12 protein-coding genes are annotated in these 17,257 nt (G+C 42.5%); 3 read left to right on the plus strand and 9 right to left on the minus strand.

Annotated features, from left to right (window positions below):
* Window positions 1-112 precede the first annotated feature (112 nt).
* From CEX98_RS03190 to CEX98_RS03230, 9 genes are all read right to left on the minus strand, one after another.
* Window positions 113-1,381, minus strand: a complete 1,269-nt coding sequence (locus tag CEX98_RS03190) for a sensor histidine kinase (RefSeq protein ID WP_099640684.1) — start codon at window positions 1,379-1,381, stop codon at window positions 113-115.
* The gene (locus tag CEX98_RS03195) at window positions 1,374-2,708 is read right to left on the minus strand and encodes a sigma-54-dependent transcriptional regulator (protein ID WP_099640685.1); all 1,335 of its coding nucleotides are present in this window, start codon (window positions 2,706-2,708) and stop codon (window positions 1,374-1,376) included. The genes CEX98_RS03190 and CEX98_RS03195 overlap by 8 nt, the downstream gene beginning before the upstream one ends.
* A 41-nt stretch (window positions 2,709-2,749) precedes the next feature.
* Window positions 2,750-5,179 carry an ABC transporter permease gene (locus CEX98_RS03200; protein WP_099640686.1) on the minus strand — a complete coding sequence of 810 codons (2,430 nt, stop codon included), beginning with the start codon at window positions 5,177-5,179 and terminating at the stop codon, window positions 2,750-2,752.
* On the minus strand, window positions 5,179-5,901 hold the full coding sequence (locus tag CEX98_RS03205; RefSeq protein WP_099640687.1) for an ABC transporter ATP-binding protein: 723 nt from the start codon (window positions 5,899-5,901) through the stop codon (window positions 5,179-5,181). The genes CEX98_RS03200 and CEX98_RS03205 overlap by 1 nt, the downstream gene beginning before the upstream one ends.
* Before the next feature lie 11 nt (window positions 5,902-5,912).
* Complete coding sequence (locus CEX98_RS03210) at window positions 5,913-7,169, minus strand: HlyD family secretion protein (protein ID WP_099640688.1); 1,257 nt, start codon at window positions 7,167-7,169, stop codon at window positions 5,913-5,915.
* 223 nt (window positions 7,170-7,392) lie between these two features.
* Window positions 7,393-8,523 (minus strand): hypothetical protein, encoded by a 1,131-nt coding sequence (locus CEX98_RS03215; RefSeq protein WP_099640689.1) that lies wholly within the window; start codon window positions 8,521-8,523, stop codon window positions 7,393-7,395.
* Window positions 8,524-8,572: 49 nt separating this feature from the next.
* Window positions 8,573-9,370, minus strand: a complete 798-nt coding sequence (locus tag CEX98_RS03220) for an MBL fold metallo-hydrolase (RefSeq protein ID WP_099640690.1) — start codon at window positions 9,368-9,370, stop codon at window positions 8,573-8,575.
* Window positions 9,371-9,787: 417 nt separating this feature from the next.
* Window positions 9,788-11,635, minus strand: coding sequence for a tetratricopeptide repeat protein (locus CEX98_RS03225; protein WP_099640691.1), 1,848 nt, complete (start codon window positions 11,633-11,635; stop codon window positions 9,788-9,790).
* 415 nt (window positions 11,636-12,050) lie between these two features.
* Window positions 12,051-12,938, minus strand: a complete 888-nt coding sequence (locus tag CEX98_RS03230; RefSeq protein ID WP_099640692.1) for a LysR family transcriptional regulator — start codon at window positions 12,936-12,938, stop codon at window positions 12,051-12,053.
* Window positions 12,939-13,043: 105 nt separating this feature from the next.
* Here CEX98_RS03230 and CEX98_RS03235 point away from each other — a divergent pair, with 105 nt between their 5' ends.
* From CEX98_RS03235 to CEX98_RS03245, 3 genes are all read left to right on the plus strand, one after another.
* A complete protein-coding gene (locus CEX98_RS03235; protein WP_099640693.1) occupies window positions 13,044-13,910 on the plus strand; it encodes an MBL fold metallo-hydrolase in 867 nt (288 codons plus the stop codon).
* Window positions 13,904-14,533, plus strand: coding sequence for a DsbA family protein (locus CEX98_RS03240; protein ID WP_099640694.1), 630 nt, complete (start codon window positions 13,904-13,906; stop codon window positions 14,531-14,533). The genes CEX98_RS03235 and CEX98_RS03240 overlap by 7 nt, the downstream gene beginning before the upstream one ends.
* Before the next feature lie 166 nt (window positions 14,534-14,699).
* Window positions 14,700-16,709, plus strand: coding sequence for an MAC/perforin domain-containing protein (locus CEX98_RS03245; RefSeq protein WP_099640695.1), 2,010 nt, complete (start codon window positions 14,700-14,702; stop codon window positions 16,707-16,709).
* Window positions 16,710-17,257 lie beyond the last annotated feature (548 nt).

The following is a 17,257-nucleotide window of genomic DNA, read 5'->3' on the forward strand; positions in this document are numbered from 1 at the left end:
TTAGTTTCCCTATGAATTACCTCTAAAAGGCACGCTATAAAATTAAGTTAAAATTGCAAAAAGCTCAATAGACATTTAGTACTAGACAATCTAATTTATTCTACATATATCATCATACCGGCAGCGTGATCTCGGCTCGCGCACCTTGATTATTAGCCAAATTACTTAACCGTAACTCTCCTTGCTGATTACGAATGATCTCTCTACTCATTACCAAGCCAATGCCTGAACCGTTTGGCTTGGTGGAATAAAAAGGTACAAAGAGATTTGCTAGGTTGTCGATCCCGCCGCCATTGTCCTCCAAACAGAGCAACCAATCTTGCGCTCTTTGTATGGTAAGCCTAATGCCTTGACGTTTTGATGATTGATTCGCCTGCTCCGCATTATTAACGAGATTAATCATAGCTTGCGTTAACTGAGGTTCATCGCAGTAAATGACACCCGAGCTGTGTACGTTGATCACAACCTTTGGAAACAGTGTCCGCCATCGAGTGACTAATGACTCTACCTCAACGGCTTGCATCTCTACTGGAGGTAATTGGGCTATTTGGGCATAATTTGCCACAAATTGCTGCAAGTGTGCTGCCCGGCTTTCAATTACCCCAAGCATGGTATGTTGCGTTTCCAAGGGAATAACATCACGGTCTTGCCGCAATGATTGTGCCATCGAATAAACCGGTGTTAAGGAGTTACACACTTCATGATTTAATACCGAGAGCAGCTTCTGCCACACCTGCTTTTCGTTGTCTCTCAAGGTTTGTTCCACGGAGAAAAACACCAACAACTGATAGACTCGTTGGCCTCGGTATAACGGGTGCGAGACGATGCTATATCGTGCGCTCTGTTGTTGCAATTGCCACTGTTTATCGACGTAACTCAGAGACAAAGCAGAAGCATGTAAACCATGCAATGTTCCTTCAGGATAAACTGCAGACATGGCACGGTTGGCAAAGTAAACATGCTGATGTGCATCAAGCACCAAGATAGGTAGCGTCAGTTCACTGATGAAATTAAAAACAAAGGCCTCGTTTTGCCCATATTCTTGCCGCCTTTGTTTTAATCGCTCTACAGCCGACTTGACCTCCGCTTTAAGCGCTGCAACCCGACCTCGGTGATAAGTAGCCAACTGCCATACGCTCAACTCTTCATTGGTTATGCTATCAAGTTGCACGGCCAGATTATCTAGCACTAGCATCACCTTTTTATAGCTGTAGTGAAGTGCCAGTAACGACGGCATTAGCACTCCTATAAACAGGGTCATCGCGCTTAAAAACGTCAATTCAAAATAAAAAATGATCCCCACCACTAGCAACACTAATGTAGTTAAGGGGACGGCAAACCCAAGCCATAGTTTTTGCTCGAGCGAAACCAACTTAGCCATTTTGATTGGCCTTTAGGGGAATGTCGTGCTTTTCAATACGCCGATACATAGCAGATTTACTTAAGCCCAAAAAGTCACCAGCCGCGGTTATATTCCCATCAAAATGGCGAATGGCATTTTCTATCATACGTTTTTCAGCTTCTTCTAAGCTAAGTAACGGCATTTCATACTCTGACGCGTTACCATCAAGGTCAAGATCATCAGCCGTAATAATACTGTTTGGTGCTAAGATCACCGCACGTTCTATTACATGGGAGAGCTCTCTGATATTGCCAGGCCAACTGTATCTTGCCAATTTTTCCAAAGCAGAATGACAAAGCGTTCGCTCCCCTTTGGTTTCATTGCCATGACGTTTGGTATGCAATGCTAAAAAGTGGGCCGCCAAACTGGGTAATTCATCAATTCTCGCGCTCAATGGTGGAACCGTTAACACCACAGTATTTAAGCGGTATAGTAAGTCTTGTCGGAATAGTCCAGCTGCCACGGCTTCAGATAAATCGAGGTTAGTCGCTGATATTATTCTTGCGTTACTTTTATTTGTTTTTGAGTCTCCCAACACTTCATATTCGCCACTTTCCAGTACTCGAAGTAGTTTGGCTTGTAATGTCATCGGCAAACTACCAATTTCATCAAGAAACAAACTACCATTTTCAGCCATTTCAAAGCGCCCGGTTCGATTTAATTTAGCATCGGTAAACGCCCCTTTGCGATGACCAAATAACTCACTCTCAAATAACTCAGTTGGGATTGCCGCCATATTTACACTAACAAAGGAGTGCTCCCGTCGCGGACTATTATCATGGATAAACTTTGCCAACCGGCTTTTGCCGCTGCCACTTTCTCCCAAAATAAGTACATTGGCATCCGTTTTGGCAACACGTTGTGCCTGTTGCAGCATAGTTGTTGTTACTGCACCTTGTGATGCGGTGTGTGGCTGCAACTCAGCCTGTTGATGCATGTGAGTGTAACGCTTAACTGTTTTCAGTAGCCTTTGGTTTTGCCAAGGTTTTTCGATTAGATCGCATGCACCGAGCTGCATCGCTTGCACCGCTAACTCTACTTTCGCCCATGCTGTGATCACAACAACAGGCACAGTTATTTGCGCTTGCCGTAACCAAGTTAGAAATTGCAACCCTTCCTTACCCGATGTAGTGTCTTTGTTGAAATTCATATCGAGTAAAATCAGCTCTACAGACTGCGCTGCTAGTATCTCTTTCGCCTCATCAGGATGGGCGGCTTCAATACTGGTAAAGCCATGGTTTTGCAGCAAAATTGTCGCCGACATTCTTACGTCAGGGTTATCTTCAATGATTAAAACTGATGTCATCACTTCCTACTTTTTGTTTGTTTGGGCTTACGCCCAAACTTTTACTGCCTCAGTACTTTCATGGGAGTCGCATTGATTAGCTGTTTCATCGGATACACAGAAGAAGCCAATGCAAAAACAAGCAAGGTCACCACCACAGCAATCAGCCAACTGGGCTTAATCAACACCCATTCGGTTGATGGCAAGCTCAGATAAACCCCTGTTACGGTAATCACCGCCGCCACCATTGCTGTGATAACGGGGGCTAGAGTATCCGATAATAGCAATCGATATAAACGATGTTTTTTCGCCCCCAGCGCCATGCGCATGCCGTATTCATATCGTTTTTGCTGCAAACTATAGCTAAGGACGCCATAAATACCGACACCAGACAACAACAAGCTAAAAACACACAGTGCAAGACTCAGCTGTAACGTTAGACGCGCTAGATAAGTCAGTTTATGGTATGCCTTAGTTAAATCCGAAAACCGCCATATTCCGGCTTGGCTATTAACCGCCTGAATGGCGTCTTGGACTTTTGCTCTAGTAAGCACTGTACCGCGCTCCATTTCAATGATAAATGGGTAGCCCAAAGGGAGCGCTGGCAACCAAACAGCTTTGCCTTGCAGCTCATTGTAGCGGCTCGGGTGATTAAAGTTTTTTGAGATCCCCACGACTTCCGCTGGGACATCAGGGTTAAAAATAAAATAGGTCTCGCCAATCACATTGCCATCGGGACTTAATACATTTGCCGCAGCCTCAGACACGATGACCTCTTCCTTATTTCCCCGAATTGCCGCTTCACTAAAAGTGCGCCCGGCGATGAGTTCAAGCCCCGTTAACTCGAAGTAGTCTGGCCCAACATTACCTCTCACCATACTTGGCGTCCATCCCCCGGCCATATCTCGCATCGCCACCACAGGCACGTCACTTTGTAATGGACTATCACCGTGAGCAACATCCACTACCCCAGAGCGTGTTTTCAGCGCCTGTTTAAAGCGTTCAATATTGTTGTAACGCTCTGAAAATGGGGTTGGATCGGCAGGAATGTGCAACACCACACTGTACATATTATCCAATTTGGTGCCCAGCGGTCGCAACAGGGTATCGACACTTTTGCTCAGTACTAACGTCGCACCAAGCACAAGCACAGTGGTAAAAAACAGCTGTACCGCAACTAAGCTTTTTGTCATTGTCTGGCTCACCGGTTTCACGCTACCTTTGCCTGATGACTGCATGCTTTGTCGTAGTTGGTTAAAGTTCACCATGCGTGATGTAACAAAAGCAAACAACAGCGCCAATAAAAATACAATGAGTACAGCGCTGAGTAAAACAGTTGTATCTAATGAAAGCGTATCGATCAGCGGCAAGTAACCATGGGTAAATGATTTCACGAAGCGCAGCTCCCATGCTGCAATGAACAGCCCGATGACCACGGCACTTGATACTAACAGTAAGGCCTCTAATAAAATCCCACGGAATAACACTTTGCGCTTAGCACCCAGCATAGCCTGTAGCGCGAGTTGCTGCTGAATCGTGTTTGCCCGTGAAATAAATAAGTTGCTGACATTAAAAATAGCGATAAGGACTAAGCAAACTACACTTAACAGCACAATAATTGCTAGCTTATCATGTTCTGCAACTTCAACATCTCGATATAAACGCACCACAGGTTCAATATCCAGTAATGTTTCATCTGCTGACTTCCATTCGCTCTGGTGTGCTTGTACATTTTGATAGAGCTGCTCAGCGAGTACATCCTGACTACCAGACTCAGCCAATATCGCCAGCAATTTCAAACTGTTTTGTCTGCTGGTCCACGGGTGATACTCGCCACGTTGGTCGCCAAAAAAACGCTCATCCTCAGAAAAACTCAACCACAATGATCCCTCTCCTTGATTCAAAAAATACGGGTCTGAATATGACTGAGCAGCTACCCCAACGATGGTGTAAAACCGCCCTACTATGCGCAGGCTCTCACCAAGCACATTGGCGTCACCATTAAAGTACTGTTGCCACAGTTTATAAGAAATTATAACTTCTGAGTTCTTCTGATTAATATTACTGGTCGGCGTAAGGTAGCGGCCTAACGCTAGCGGCATCTTTATCATAGAGAAGTAATCGTCGCTGACAAAAGTCAGTGCAAGTTTTGGTGCGCCAGCGAGGTTTTCGACCACATCTGAAAAGCTACTTACCACAGCTCGCTTTTGATAAAGCGCAGAGGCCTGTCGCCAATTCAGCATATTTTGGAAGCTTTGAAAGCCGCGAGACTCCCTATCTTGATACTTGTTGTTTTGCTCTATCACGACAAAACGCGACTCGCTCTCAATATCTAACGGTTTTATAAAGAAACCGCTAAACAAACTTAACGCAACAAAAAAGCAGCTTAATGTAAGTGCCAGCGTTAGGACTAAAGTAATACAAAAACTGGGCACTTGTGCCAAACTTTTAATAGCAAGCGTTGTTTGGCGGCGTAATTGCAACAAGTTCATTACCCAGCCTCCGACACTGCGAGTGTTTGATTGGCCGTATTTTTTGACACCAACACTCCATCTAACAACTGAATTTGCTGCTTTGCATAACCTGCATACCGGTTATCGTGTGTTACCATACAAATGGTGGTGCCTTGTTCATTAAGTTTACCAAGCAAGGCCATCACGGCATCACCATTTTTTGAATCTAAATTACCTGTCGGTTCATCCACCAGCAAAATACTGGGCTCCCCAGCAAGTGCTCGGGCAATCGCAATACGCTGCTGTTGACCACCCGACAACTGATTAGGTTTGTGCTGCGCACGATGAGACATTTCTACTTGTTTAAGTGCAGACAATACTCGACACTGGAGTGCTTGCTTCGTTAATACGGGCTCTCTGTAGTGAAGCGGCAAAGCGACATTGTCGAATACCGTTAATCCTTCAAGAAGATTAAAAGACTGAAATACAAACCCGATATGCAAGTTTCTTAGCTCTGCCTGTGTATCGGCATCCAAAGAGGTTGTTTCGACGCCTTGGATCCGATAGCTACCCGATGTGATGTCATCTAGTAGTCCTAAAATACTGAGCAAGGTTGATTTGCCTGAGCCGGATGGCCCCATTATCGCGAGATAATCGCCTTGTTGAATTTCAAGGTCGATGTTACTAATTGCGTGAGTTTCAACGTCTTCACCATAGTATACTTTGCTCACTTGGTGTAATGCCAAAATTGGGTTGTCCATTTGCTTTTCCTTTACCGATTGAGTGATGTGATTGTTATTTTTTCTAAGTGTTGATAGGCAGACATGTCTGACATCACCACCTGCTCACCGGGTAAACCGCCTTCAATAACTTCTATGGCATTGCCAGCTAGTTTACCAAATTTAAAAGTTTTTTTGATAAGTGCTTTATTTTCTCTGTCGACAACAAATAGTTGGCGATGAGTGTGTGGAGGTATTCGGCCAGCTTGATTGAGCGAGAGTGCTTTGGGTTTGCTTGTTGTAAAGATTTGCCCTTCAATCGTAAGAGCTGGGCGGGCATTACTCGGCAGGGCCTCAGACAACTCAAGTTCAATTGCAATACGACCATCTTGAACAATGGGTGCAATCCGACTAACGCTTGCTTCAACGGTATCAACAAACGTATTAATTAACGCGCGTTGCCCAATAACAATCTGACTCGCTTCTCGCTCTGGCACCATTAAGTCTGCAACTAATGCACGTTCACTTCCCACAACCGCCAACGCTTGACCAGCTACAACGGCTTGACCTTGACTCACATGCACAGCTTGCAGCATGCCGCTGATCCCCGCCTTTACCGCCAACTGTTCAACAGCTTGACGGGCAAGCTGATAACTCAACTCATACTCTTTTAATAATTCTTGCTCAATTTCAACTCTTCTTTTGTGCAGTGCTTGGGTTTGAGTGAGCCGTTGCTTGCTGAGTTGTACACGCTCACTGAGCTGCGCAAGTGTTAACATAGAGCGCTTATGATCTAAGCTAGATACAATCCCTTGTTTCACCAATTGCCGCTCAGCCTGCTCACGCAACTTGGCATTTTCAAGCTCGCTTATCAGTAATGTTACTTGCCCTTTTAATGCAAGTAATTCACTTTGCTGGCTTAGCGCGAGCGCCTCTACACTGGCCTTTTGTCTTGCCAAGGCAAGCCTTTCGCGATGTAACCTTTGGGTGAGCTCGGAGTTGGTTAAGCGCAAAATAACGCTGTTAGGTTCTAGTCTGCTACCTGGGAGATGAAGAACTTCCCCAACTTGTGCAGGAAACGTTGTGGTTACTTCTCGGCTCAGTTTAGATCGTAACTTTCCATATCCGGCAACACTAAACTGCATTGGGCCTTGTTCAATCGTCGCCAAAGTTAAAGTGCCTGCATCAAGTTGAGTGTCGCGAGAATGAAGCCATAACCCTATTAGCACTATCAACACCAATGTTGCAGGCAGCCCGCGCCAAAGCGACCAGGGTTTAGTTGGCTTATTTAGGCTCGTTTTAATATCCATCGTACTACCGTATTTATTTTTTAATACGATATTGCGAACTTCATACCAAATTTAATAACTTGATTTTAAATGACTTTTATTGTTTTTTTGAATATCCATTCCCAAAGCTGAGACTGGCTAAAACAAAAGTGGGAAAACGCTGGTGTTCAAGTCGCGTTTTTATGTTAAGGCAAGGGGAAAATAACCGTGCTGCTAGAAAGGCATTAATTATCCGAAGCTCAGGTCAATTACTTTGCTTGACAACCCAGTCGTGCCGCCAGATCCCTTTAAATACCTTGCTTGCCAAATAAAAAAATAACAGTGGCATCAACACCAGCTTTAGTATTAACAGTGAGACTATATTCAGAAAATCAAGAAACAAAGACTCTGCAGCGTTGAGCATATCCGTAATACCACTAGATACCGCTTTGATTGCTCGGCTAAGTGTCCCTTCAGAACTACCTTGAAGCTGTTCATTCAATTTTGTAATGGCCTGTTGATGTTGATCTTTTTCTCTATTAATTAATGCAATCTGGGTATCTAATTTTGACTTTTCACTGGTCAATTGTTGCAACTTTCCTATAAGTGGCTTTGCTTCTTCACTCTTAGTAAACGTCAACCACTCAGACAAACTGCGATTAGCTTGAGCAGCCTCAATATCTTGCTCCAATATTCGGATCTGCGCATTTAACTCAGTTGCCTGCCCATGCAACTGAATTTGCTGTTTAGTTAATTGTTCAATTTGCTCGCTATGTGTTTGCTTCTGCCCGTTGATTTTGGCCTTCAATCTGGCACTTTGACTACTTGTCTGCGTAGCCTGAGATTGAAACACGTCAACACTGCTTGATACTACTTGGTTTTGTTTATCTATTTCTTTATCTAGCAGCAGCTGGCTGGTGATCCCTGTCGATAAAATAACAAAAGGCACCACAAATCGGACCAATAACATGGTCGCTAACACCTTTGTCCGCACATTTTGCCAAAGCCCTAAGTACGAACAGATCATATACCCCACCACCGTTATCGTAAACGCGATACTAAATACTACATGGGTTGAAATAGAATAGAGAATACGTTGGATAAACAGCGAGCCTATCGCCAGCTGCATCACATCAGAAATATACTCAGCGAGATCATTGATAGGGTCTAACAATTGTGCTGGTTGAATGCTCGCAACTCCAATTCCAACCTCGGCAGATTGCAATAAAGAAATGGCACCATTGACGGTTCGCGCAGAAGCATATACTAACGAAGATTGTAACAAGGCTTCATCAATAAATGTCGCCATTGCGCTGTTAAATGTCGGCAGCCAACTGGTCACTGCCAGTGCCACTAGCACCAAATACAGAGCTAACTGTCGACTGGTTATTTTCATATTTTCCCCGACACTTTTAGTCGCAACAGAGAATACCAATTACAGCGAATTAGCCTTCTTCAGCATGAGTTATTACGGTCAGTGTGCGCTCGACAAAGCGTGTTAATGCACGCTGTGGTAAAAATGGTTTTCGCTGCTCTAAATTAAATTGACTCAATAACGCTTGAATCCTCGAGTCTTGTTTTATTTGTTCAACCGTCATGCCTTTTTGAGCGAGCTGCTTAACCCGTTCAACCCATGCTATTGTATCCACCCTATGCTGTTCAAGTTCCCTTTTTGTTGTTGGCTTGCCATGCCCCGGCACAATGAGTGTATCTTTATCACCAAAAGACAGGAGCATATCTATCGCTTTATTAAAGCCAGTTAGTCCTCCTGCGTAAAATGTTGGATGCCAGTTTGATGTATAAACATCGCCAGTAAATAATATATTACTAGCTGGATGGAAAAAAACTCTGTCATGAGCAGTATGTGACACCGCTTCTGAGAATTCTAAGACTCCGAGTTCTTCTAACCTTTCAAAGGTGTCTATCAATACAAAGCCTTGCTGTTGGAAAAATTCGTTACCACCTGTGTGATCAGAATGCTTATGGGTATTAAGCAAATATTTTCGCTTTGCTTGAAAATGACGTGCTAATAAGCCATTTAGGTTTGGTAGGCGTGCTTCTTCGGTTGTTGGGTCGATGAGAATGAGCCCCGCTTTCGAGGCCAACACACCTATATTTGTACCATAATCTTTATCTCTAACCGCCATTGCCTTTTCAGTTTGATACAGTACTTCCATCTCGCTGCTGTAAGCTGAGCTAGCCACTACCAACCAGATCAGAGCTACTGTTAATCTGTGTCGCATACCACGTCTCCTAAACTGTCACTGCTACAAGCTATAGACATTAACCTAGCTTTACAACCCTAAGTCTTATTGCAATTCCCTTTATAAGATTAACGCGCAGCTAATGTCGTAATGTTGAGCGCACATTATTTTACGCTGCTAGCCGATAAGATTTGCAGAGAATTGACACAAAAATATGGCTGAATATTGACACCAAACCCTGTCGTAACGTAAATACTCGCCCACTTTATATGGAAAAAGTTCCCACCGTAAATTTACTATTTAACTGATAATGGTCAAGAGGTTTGGCAGTTCTACAATAGCTTCCTGATTCTGCGTGTTAAATTTACCGAAATAGAATATTGAGCAATCTCTCAAAAAGAACCTGCGCTATTTTTCGCTTATTTATACCTATCGATAAAAATCAACGAAAACAACCTAGTTCAATGAGCTATCTCCCTTATGAGCACTCATCTGCTTTTTCCAATAATCAACTTTCTCAACCTCTCCCTTTGCTTCATAGTATTTAATAAGGATTTGAAATGCTTTATCATTACCGTCTATGATTGCAGCGTCTTCCAACATAGACATGTATCTTTCTTGGTTACCATCTTGAGAATATAGATAAGCCAACATAAATCGTGCCTTTTTACTACCTAAAGCAATGGCTTTTCGTAGCCAATATTTCGCTTTCTTAGGATTTGCACTCTTTGCTACAGTGAACAGACTACTTGTCTTTGAGAAAGAGAGTCCAATAAAATAAGCATTATCTGCTTTGCCCTCTCCATTTGCTTTGCTAAACCAAAATAGTGCTTTTTCCTCATCGTACGGGTCACCACTTTTTAAATAGTGATTGACAAGAGCTAGCTGAGCTGCAGTGCCACCTTCTCCCGCAGCGCTAATATACCAACTTAAGGTATCCAAGGCAGGATCAACAGTATCAGAGCGACGCTCATGAACACTATCAATAAAAACAGCAGCGCTGTAAAGAAGCTGGGCTTGAGATTCAATTACTTGCTCTCTAACTATTCCCTCAATTTTGAGCTTAGTCTGCAAGGCTTTCAATTCATCTCTGTTCACTCCAATCCCTAAGTAGTAGCAGCGATAAAGGTTTAAGTTTGCGTCAACATGCCTTTGCTCAGAAGCTAACCTGATCAATTCAAATCCTTCTACTTGCTCTCCATTCTCGATCTTTAGCAGGCCGAGTTCCAATTGAGCCGAACTACTACCTATATTTGCAGCCCTCTCAAGCCACTTTTTCGCTTCTTTAAGATTTCCATTATCTTTGTAAATCGCTCTTACAAGTTTCAGAGCCATACCATCATCCTTTTCAGCCCATGGCAAAGCCAAATCCAATGACGCTTTGGCATTTTTTTTGTCTTTATAAAGGAGTTCTGCCAGTGTTACTTCTAAGGTTTGGCGTATAGGATCCGTTTTGTCTGATTCTTTAATGGCGTTTCTCAACCTCTCCTCACTATCATTAAGTGTTGGGTTCTGATATATGTAAAGTGGAAGGGCTTCTACGTAGCCAGCATCAATAGCTTTTTTCGTCCAAAAAGCCATATTTTTCAAACTTGGCTTCACAACTTCTCCACTAAAATACAAGATAGCTAGGGTATAATAAGCTTGTGCAACTCCTCGGTTTGCTGATTCATATAATAATGAAAGTCCTTTAACTTCATTAACAGGCTCACCTTTCCTACCATAGATTGAGTCCAAGGCAGATTCAAAAATATCCAGTGCTGCAAGATTGTTTTTTTCTCTCAGATATGCGCGTTCAAGCGTATCCTTATTTTCCAAGTTATACGCTTTATTTAATTGTTCTTTAAGTGACTTTATTTCAATAAATTTCTCATTTACATCACGCTGTGCTCGTATCAACGAATTTAGCAATCCTGTAGATTCGTCTTTTAAGGACTTAATCAAAGAAATATTCCTAATAACTTCTTCTTTATTGACTGAAAAGTTAGCAACTAATGTGAGCTCATTACCATTCCATTTTTTCTCGATAACATCAGTGCGAATAAAGCCTGCTGTATACAATTGCGTTCTTTCCTCGAACTGCTTACTTCCGTTGTTATTTGTTAACATTTCTATCTGAGAAATAACCAGTGTCCCAACCTCCTGCAGAACACTTTGTTTCATTTCATTCAGTGCAACTCTCTCAGAAAAGTATTTATCATTATCAGAAGAAGCCGAGTATTTATAATGCTTTTTTACAGAATAAACATCCGAAGCAAATAGAGGTAAAGAACATAAAAATAGAAAGAAAACTAAAAATCTCATGCTATATTCCTTTAAAATTAGCCTATCATAAGAAGTGTAGATTAAAATAAGGTGCTTACACTACCTTTTAATGAAAACAAGAATCACTCTCACTACTTATAGCTATCAATGTGAGAACTTTCAGTATTACCTATAAAATCATTTAAAGACCGCAACACGACTAAGATCGGCTGTTGCATAAAACATTGCACAGCTCTTTTGAAATTTGAGGTTCAAAAGAAATTGATGACATCACATTTTTACAGTACCGCATAACGGTACTTTGAGTATCTATCACGTACCTCTTTTACAATATAAATATAGGGAATTTGCCAAATTACCTAAATTTAGGTCAAAGGACATAAACTGTATATCCCATAGCATTACAACTCATTATTACCAGAATAATACGGCCACTAGATAAACCAATAACATCTCACCACGGTGCGTTGGAAAAATAGGCGGACAAGTAATCAATCAACGCTCGCACTGTGGGTGACATATACTTTCTAGAAGAATAAAGCACGTAGATATTCATATCGTTTGGCTTCCAATCGGGAAGTACCTGCGCGAGCTCGCCCGATTTAATATAGCGATTAGCCAAATAAGTCGGTTGGATTGCTAAACCAGCTCCATGTAACGCAGCATGCAACAAGGCCGTGGCTTCATTTGCAGTTAAACGGCAACTCACTTCAACAGACCGTTGTAGATTACCTTGGCGCAAATGCCAGATATGCTGCTGGAAGTTTTTATATCCCAAACATAGGTGATCGGCCAGATCGTCTGGCTTTGTTATTTTATTTCTATTCTCAAGGTATTGCGGTGATGCCACAATAACGGAGCCACATACCGCGATTGATTTACCAATCAAAGACGGATCCGGTGCAGAAGCAATACGAATAGCAAGATCAATCTGACTCTCAATGAGGTCAGCTACTGAGTCTTGTAAATCGATATCAACATTCACATCTGGATGTTGTTGCATAAATTGTTGAATGGCAGGCACAAGCTGAGAAAAACCAAAAGACATGCTGGTTGCCAAGCGAACCGTACCAGACAGTTTGCCACTGGTATCGGCTAAGCCAGTGATAGTATCGGCTTGTTTTAACCACTCTTTCACTTCTTCCAAGCAGGACTCCCCTGCCGTAGTTAAAGACACCTTTCTCGTCGTGCGGTGCAACAAACGAATGTTTAGCCAGCTTTCCATTGCTTCAATATACCGAGTTACCATAGGCCGAGACATATCTAGCCTGTCAGCCGTTGCGGTAAAGCTACCGGTTATTGCAACGTCGGAAAATACCTTAGCAGCGGTAAGTCTATCCATTTATTTGTTCGATTTATGAAACAATGATGTTTAGTTTGGCATATTTTTCTGAGCCTATCAATTTCATATTATCTGCTCCGTACTAAATACATTGAGGCAAAAGATATGAAACACCTAACATTGATAGCAGCATCGATTTTATTAGCAGGCAATGCGATGGCAGCAAACACCGCCCCACTTACAGTGGATGTTTATAACGCCGATAAGAACAGCTTCCACGTTAACTCAACACTTGTTATGGGTGAGAGTGAAGTGATGGTCGTAGATACAGGTTTTACCAAAGCGGATGCACTACGCATTGCAGCCAAAGTACTCGATAGCGGCAAAACCCTAAAAACGATTTTTATCAGCCAAGCTGATCCAGACTATTATTTTGGCGCGGAAGTGCTACACACTTTATTCCCTGAAGCTAAGCTCCTAACCACAGCGGCCGTAAAAGCTGTGATCGAAGAAAAACTCGCGGGTAAACTAGCATTCTGGACACCAAAAATGGGCGCGAATGCTCCTGTTAAGCCATACATCCCAACAGTTGTAGAGGGAAATACACTCTTTGTAGATGGGCACAAAATAGAGATCCACGGCACGCAATCTGAACTAGCGCACCGCCCCTATTTATGGATCCCATCAAGCAAAGCGGTTCTGGGTAATGTTGCTGTCTACGGTAATGTCCACTTATGGATGGCCGATGCGCAATCTAAAAGCAATCAACAGGCTTGGAGTCGTCAATTAAAAGAGTTAAAAGCGCTGAAGCCAGAGGTTGTAATACCTGGCCACATGAAAGCAGGCACCAAACTTGATGCACATACCATAAGCTATTCGCAGCAGTATTTAAGCGACTTTAGTAAGGCTAAAAGCAGCAGCAAAAATAGCGTTGAACTGATTGATAGCATGTCTGCACGTTACCCTGATGCAGGATTACCGATGGCGCTGAGTATTGGTGCTAAGGTGCATATGGGAGAGATGAAATGGTAAAAGTACACTACTTCTTCGACCCCATGTGTGGCTGGTGTTACGGTGCAACTTCACTGCTGGATGCCATTGCAGCCAACAGGGAACTGGAGCTTGTGCTGCACCCTGGAGGCATGATTGCCAATCAATCTATAGAGAAAGCGTTCCGCAACCACATTCTCATAAGTGATGCGCATATAGCCAGCATAACAGGCGCTCAGTTTGGCAAAGGTTACGTCCAACGGGTAAAGAGTAACGAGTCGATGATCCTCGACTCTTACATCACCGCTCGTGCCATCATCACCGCGGAACAGTTAGGCATAACGCCACTGAGCATGCTTAAAACTATTCAGCACGCCCACTATGTGGAGGGCAAACAGGTTAACCGAGTAGAGGTGATAGACGAACTCGCGGTAGAGCTTGGGCTAGATAAAAATCTGTGGCAACAGGCTATGCAAGCAAACCGAGGCGCTGAGCAACCAAAAATCGCGCAAAGCCATCTACTAATGCAAAAGTTTAAAGTTAGGGGCTACCCAACCCTTATTCTTGAAAAGGATGAGACACAGGTTAAGCTCCCGCATACTGCCTATTACGGTAAGCCTGACGCGTGGCGCCAACTGATTGATGACTGTATACATCAATCTTAGGCTAGAATTCCACCGTGACGTAAGATCCACTGAATTCAAATAACTCTATCAGCTACCTTGTTGCTATGGAATACCTGTAACCCCTTGTAATGTACTGAGTCATTGAAGTTCACTATGCTTTTGAGGCCTCATAACTTGGTGGCCTCTATAACGTAGAAAGGATAATATGATGACCGATGAAATAACTGTTCTACCAGGCAGTGAATCTGCAATGACTTGTGGCGTAAACCTACCTCTTGGAACACTACTATTAAATAGCGTATTTAAAGAAGAAGTAAGTGACGGAATGCCACTTACCTATTTAGAAAAGTCATACAAAAATATCAAAGGAACAAAAGCTGTATCACTAAACGAGACTTTATATGATTCTACTTCCAGATTGTTCAAAACTGTTAGTGATTTTCAGAATTCAACTAAACGCTCGTATGGAGGCAAGCTTGCCTTTGGAGGGTTAAGCTTGGGCTCAGGTATCAAAATAACCAATACACAACGGTGCGTTCAAGAAGAAAGCAGAAGTTTTGCCATTCAAAATGGCCACCTTATCGCGTATCAATCAGAAAGAATTGATACAAGTATTACAAACGATGAGTTTATAAACGCATATAACAATTTACCAACACAATTAACTAGCGATAATTTTTCTCAATTTGAGACGTTTTTCGAAACATGGGGTACTCATTACGTAGTTAAAGGCAAATTTGGTGGCTTTTTCTCGATGATCACATATATAGATGAAAACGATATTACCCGCGAAAACACCAAAAAGATTGAAAGAGACGTTTCTATTGGCTTTGAAAAAAACACAGACTCTGCAAGCTTTTCATCCGAACAAGCAAAAGAAAACATTGAGCGTAATAGCGAGACTTTAAAAAATGTGTCAGTTCGTTACTTTAGCTTAGGAGGGGGAGAGCTTTCAAATTTAAATACTTTCTTAAGTAGCTGCCGCAAAAGCCCTGTGTTTATGCTCAATGATAGTGAATCGTCCACATGCGAGTTTGCACCGTTAAGCACCTTGATAAGCGACGATAAACGAGAAACAGCATTCAATGAAGCACTCAAAAAATATGCTGGCTTAGTCTATATGCGTAACGGTATGGTAGGTTCATACACACCTATTGATACATCTTTAAGTACACAAAGTGAACACTGCCAATTTGTATTATCAACATTTAGTAACTCCGCCGCAGATTGGATTGATAGTAACGGTACTATCAGTGTTAAAACCCCAGAACAATCCTCTATTGTTCGCTCATACGCGAGCATCAGCAGCTTTACAGACGACAAAAAACAATTTGATGAACTAGGCTTAACTTCTGGGTTTACACCATATCGAGCAAACGAACGCTACTTGGCAACAAGCAATGTTAAATACCGAGGCCGTTCAAACCCAGAGCAGGTTTCAGCATACCGCTTTGGATACCCTGCGCTTTTAGGATTTGGTGACTGGCGCGACGAAACAGGAACTTACCATGACGGCAGCGAAATCAATCTCACGATCGAACAAGATGGGTTTATCTCTTTTGCACTGTCTTTTCACAAAGAGTTTTTAAGCTCGCAACATAGAGGCTCTGTCAGTATTGTCGTATACGTTAATTCTGATGTTGCAACAGCTACAACTATCTTTGGTCCTAAAAAAGAAAGTGGCAATGTACTCGCATCTTCATGTTCAGTGCCAGTGAAAACCAACGATACTGTTATCGCAAAAGTTATATTCAATGAATCTGATCCTACACTGCAAAAAGCGGGAATAAATATTGATTGGTCTTATATTCCAATGATATCCGAAGGTATTGCACACCTGGGCAGCCCTATTGCTCAAAGGAATGGCGTAAAAGTAGAGGCTGTAACTGACGGCTTCTTATCTGTTGTCTTAAATGCCCAAAGCACTGGCAACGTAAGCTGGAAGGCGGATGCTTTTTGCGCTAGAAATCCAGCAGAACTAATGACGCCTGAAGAAATGCGTAGAGATCCTTATAAAGCGTTAGAACTATCGTTGGTACACGCACATGCATCTCAAATTAAAACCCCCTACCCAACAAACACACCTTGGGCTTCTTTTCTGTTACCAATACCAAAAGGAAATTGGTATTTGGTGAGTGCAGATGGATACGATGGACACAAAAAGCTCGACAGCCTTCCAATTATTCAGTTCTACCCGTTACTAGCTATGGACTAGCAAGTTTAGTCTGTAAGCGTTAAAGGTTTTAGGCACAACTTATTAATGGGTCAAATTATTTGGCCCATTAAGCAAAATGAGAGTATAAGTGATCGTTCCTGAAAATACTAACGGCATACTCAACACTTAAAATTTAACATATTATCAGAGTAAATATATCAAAATATTTTTCAAACATACTAAGGTAATAATTCCAATCATACACTAGTTAATTGCTGATTGTGCTTATGACAGGCTTTATAGGTTCTTAAATGCCAAAGGTAAGGTATATGCGCGGTGTTGCTTTAAACATTTAGTGCAAACAGGAATCCCAGACTTACGAAGCAACTGGCGAGGCACCAATAACCCACCACGAGAAACCGCCGTGATAGCACCAAACTGTGTATTACTGCGAAGCCAACATAAGTTAAGCGGCTCAGACGCTTCAACCCCCTGCTAGCTGCGCAACCAACCGCAGCGCTCGAACCCGAAAATTACTCGATTGCGATGCCTTATACACATCAACCGATTGCAACTCATTTGGAAAAGCCCCTTCAAGCTCATGATCT

It is taken from the genome of Pseudoalteromonas piscicida, from assembly GCF_002744175.1.
Classification (GTDB): Bacteria; Pseudomonadota; Gammaproteobacteria; order Enterobacterales; family Alteromonadaceae; genus Pseudoalteromonas; species Pseudoalteromonas piscicida_B.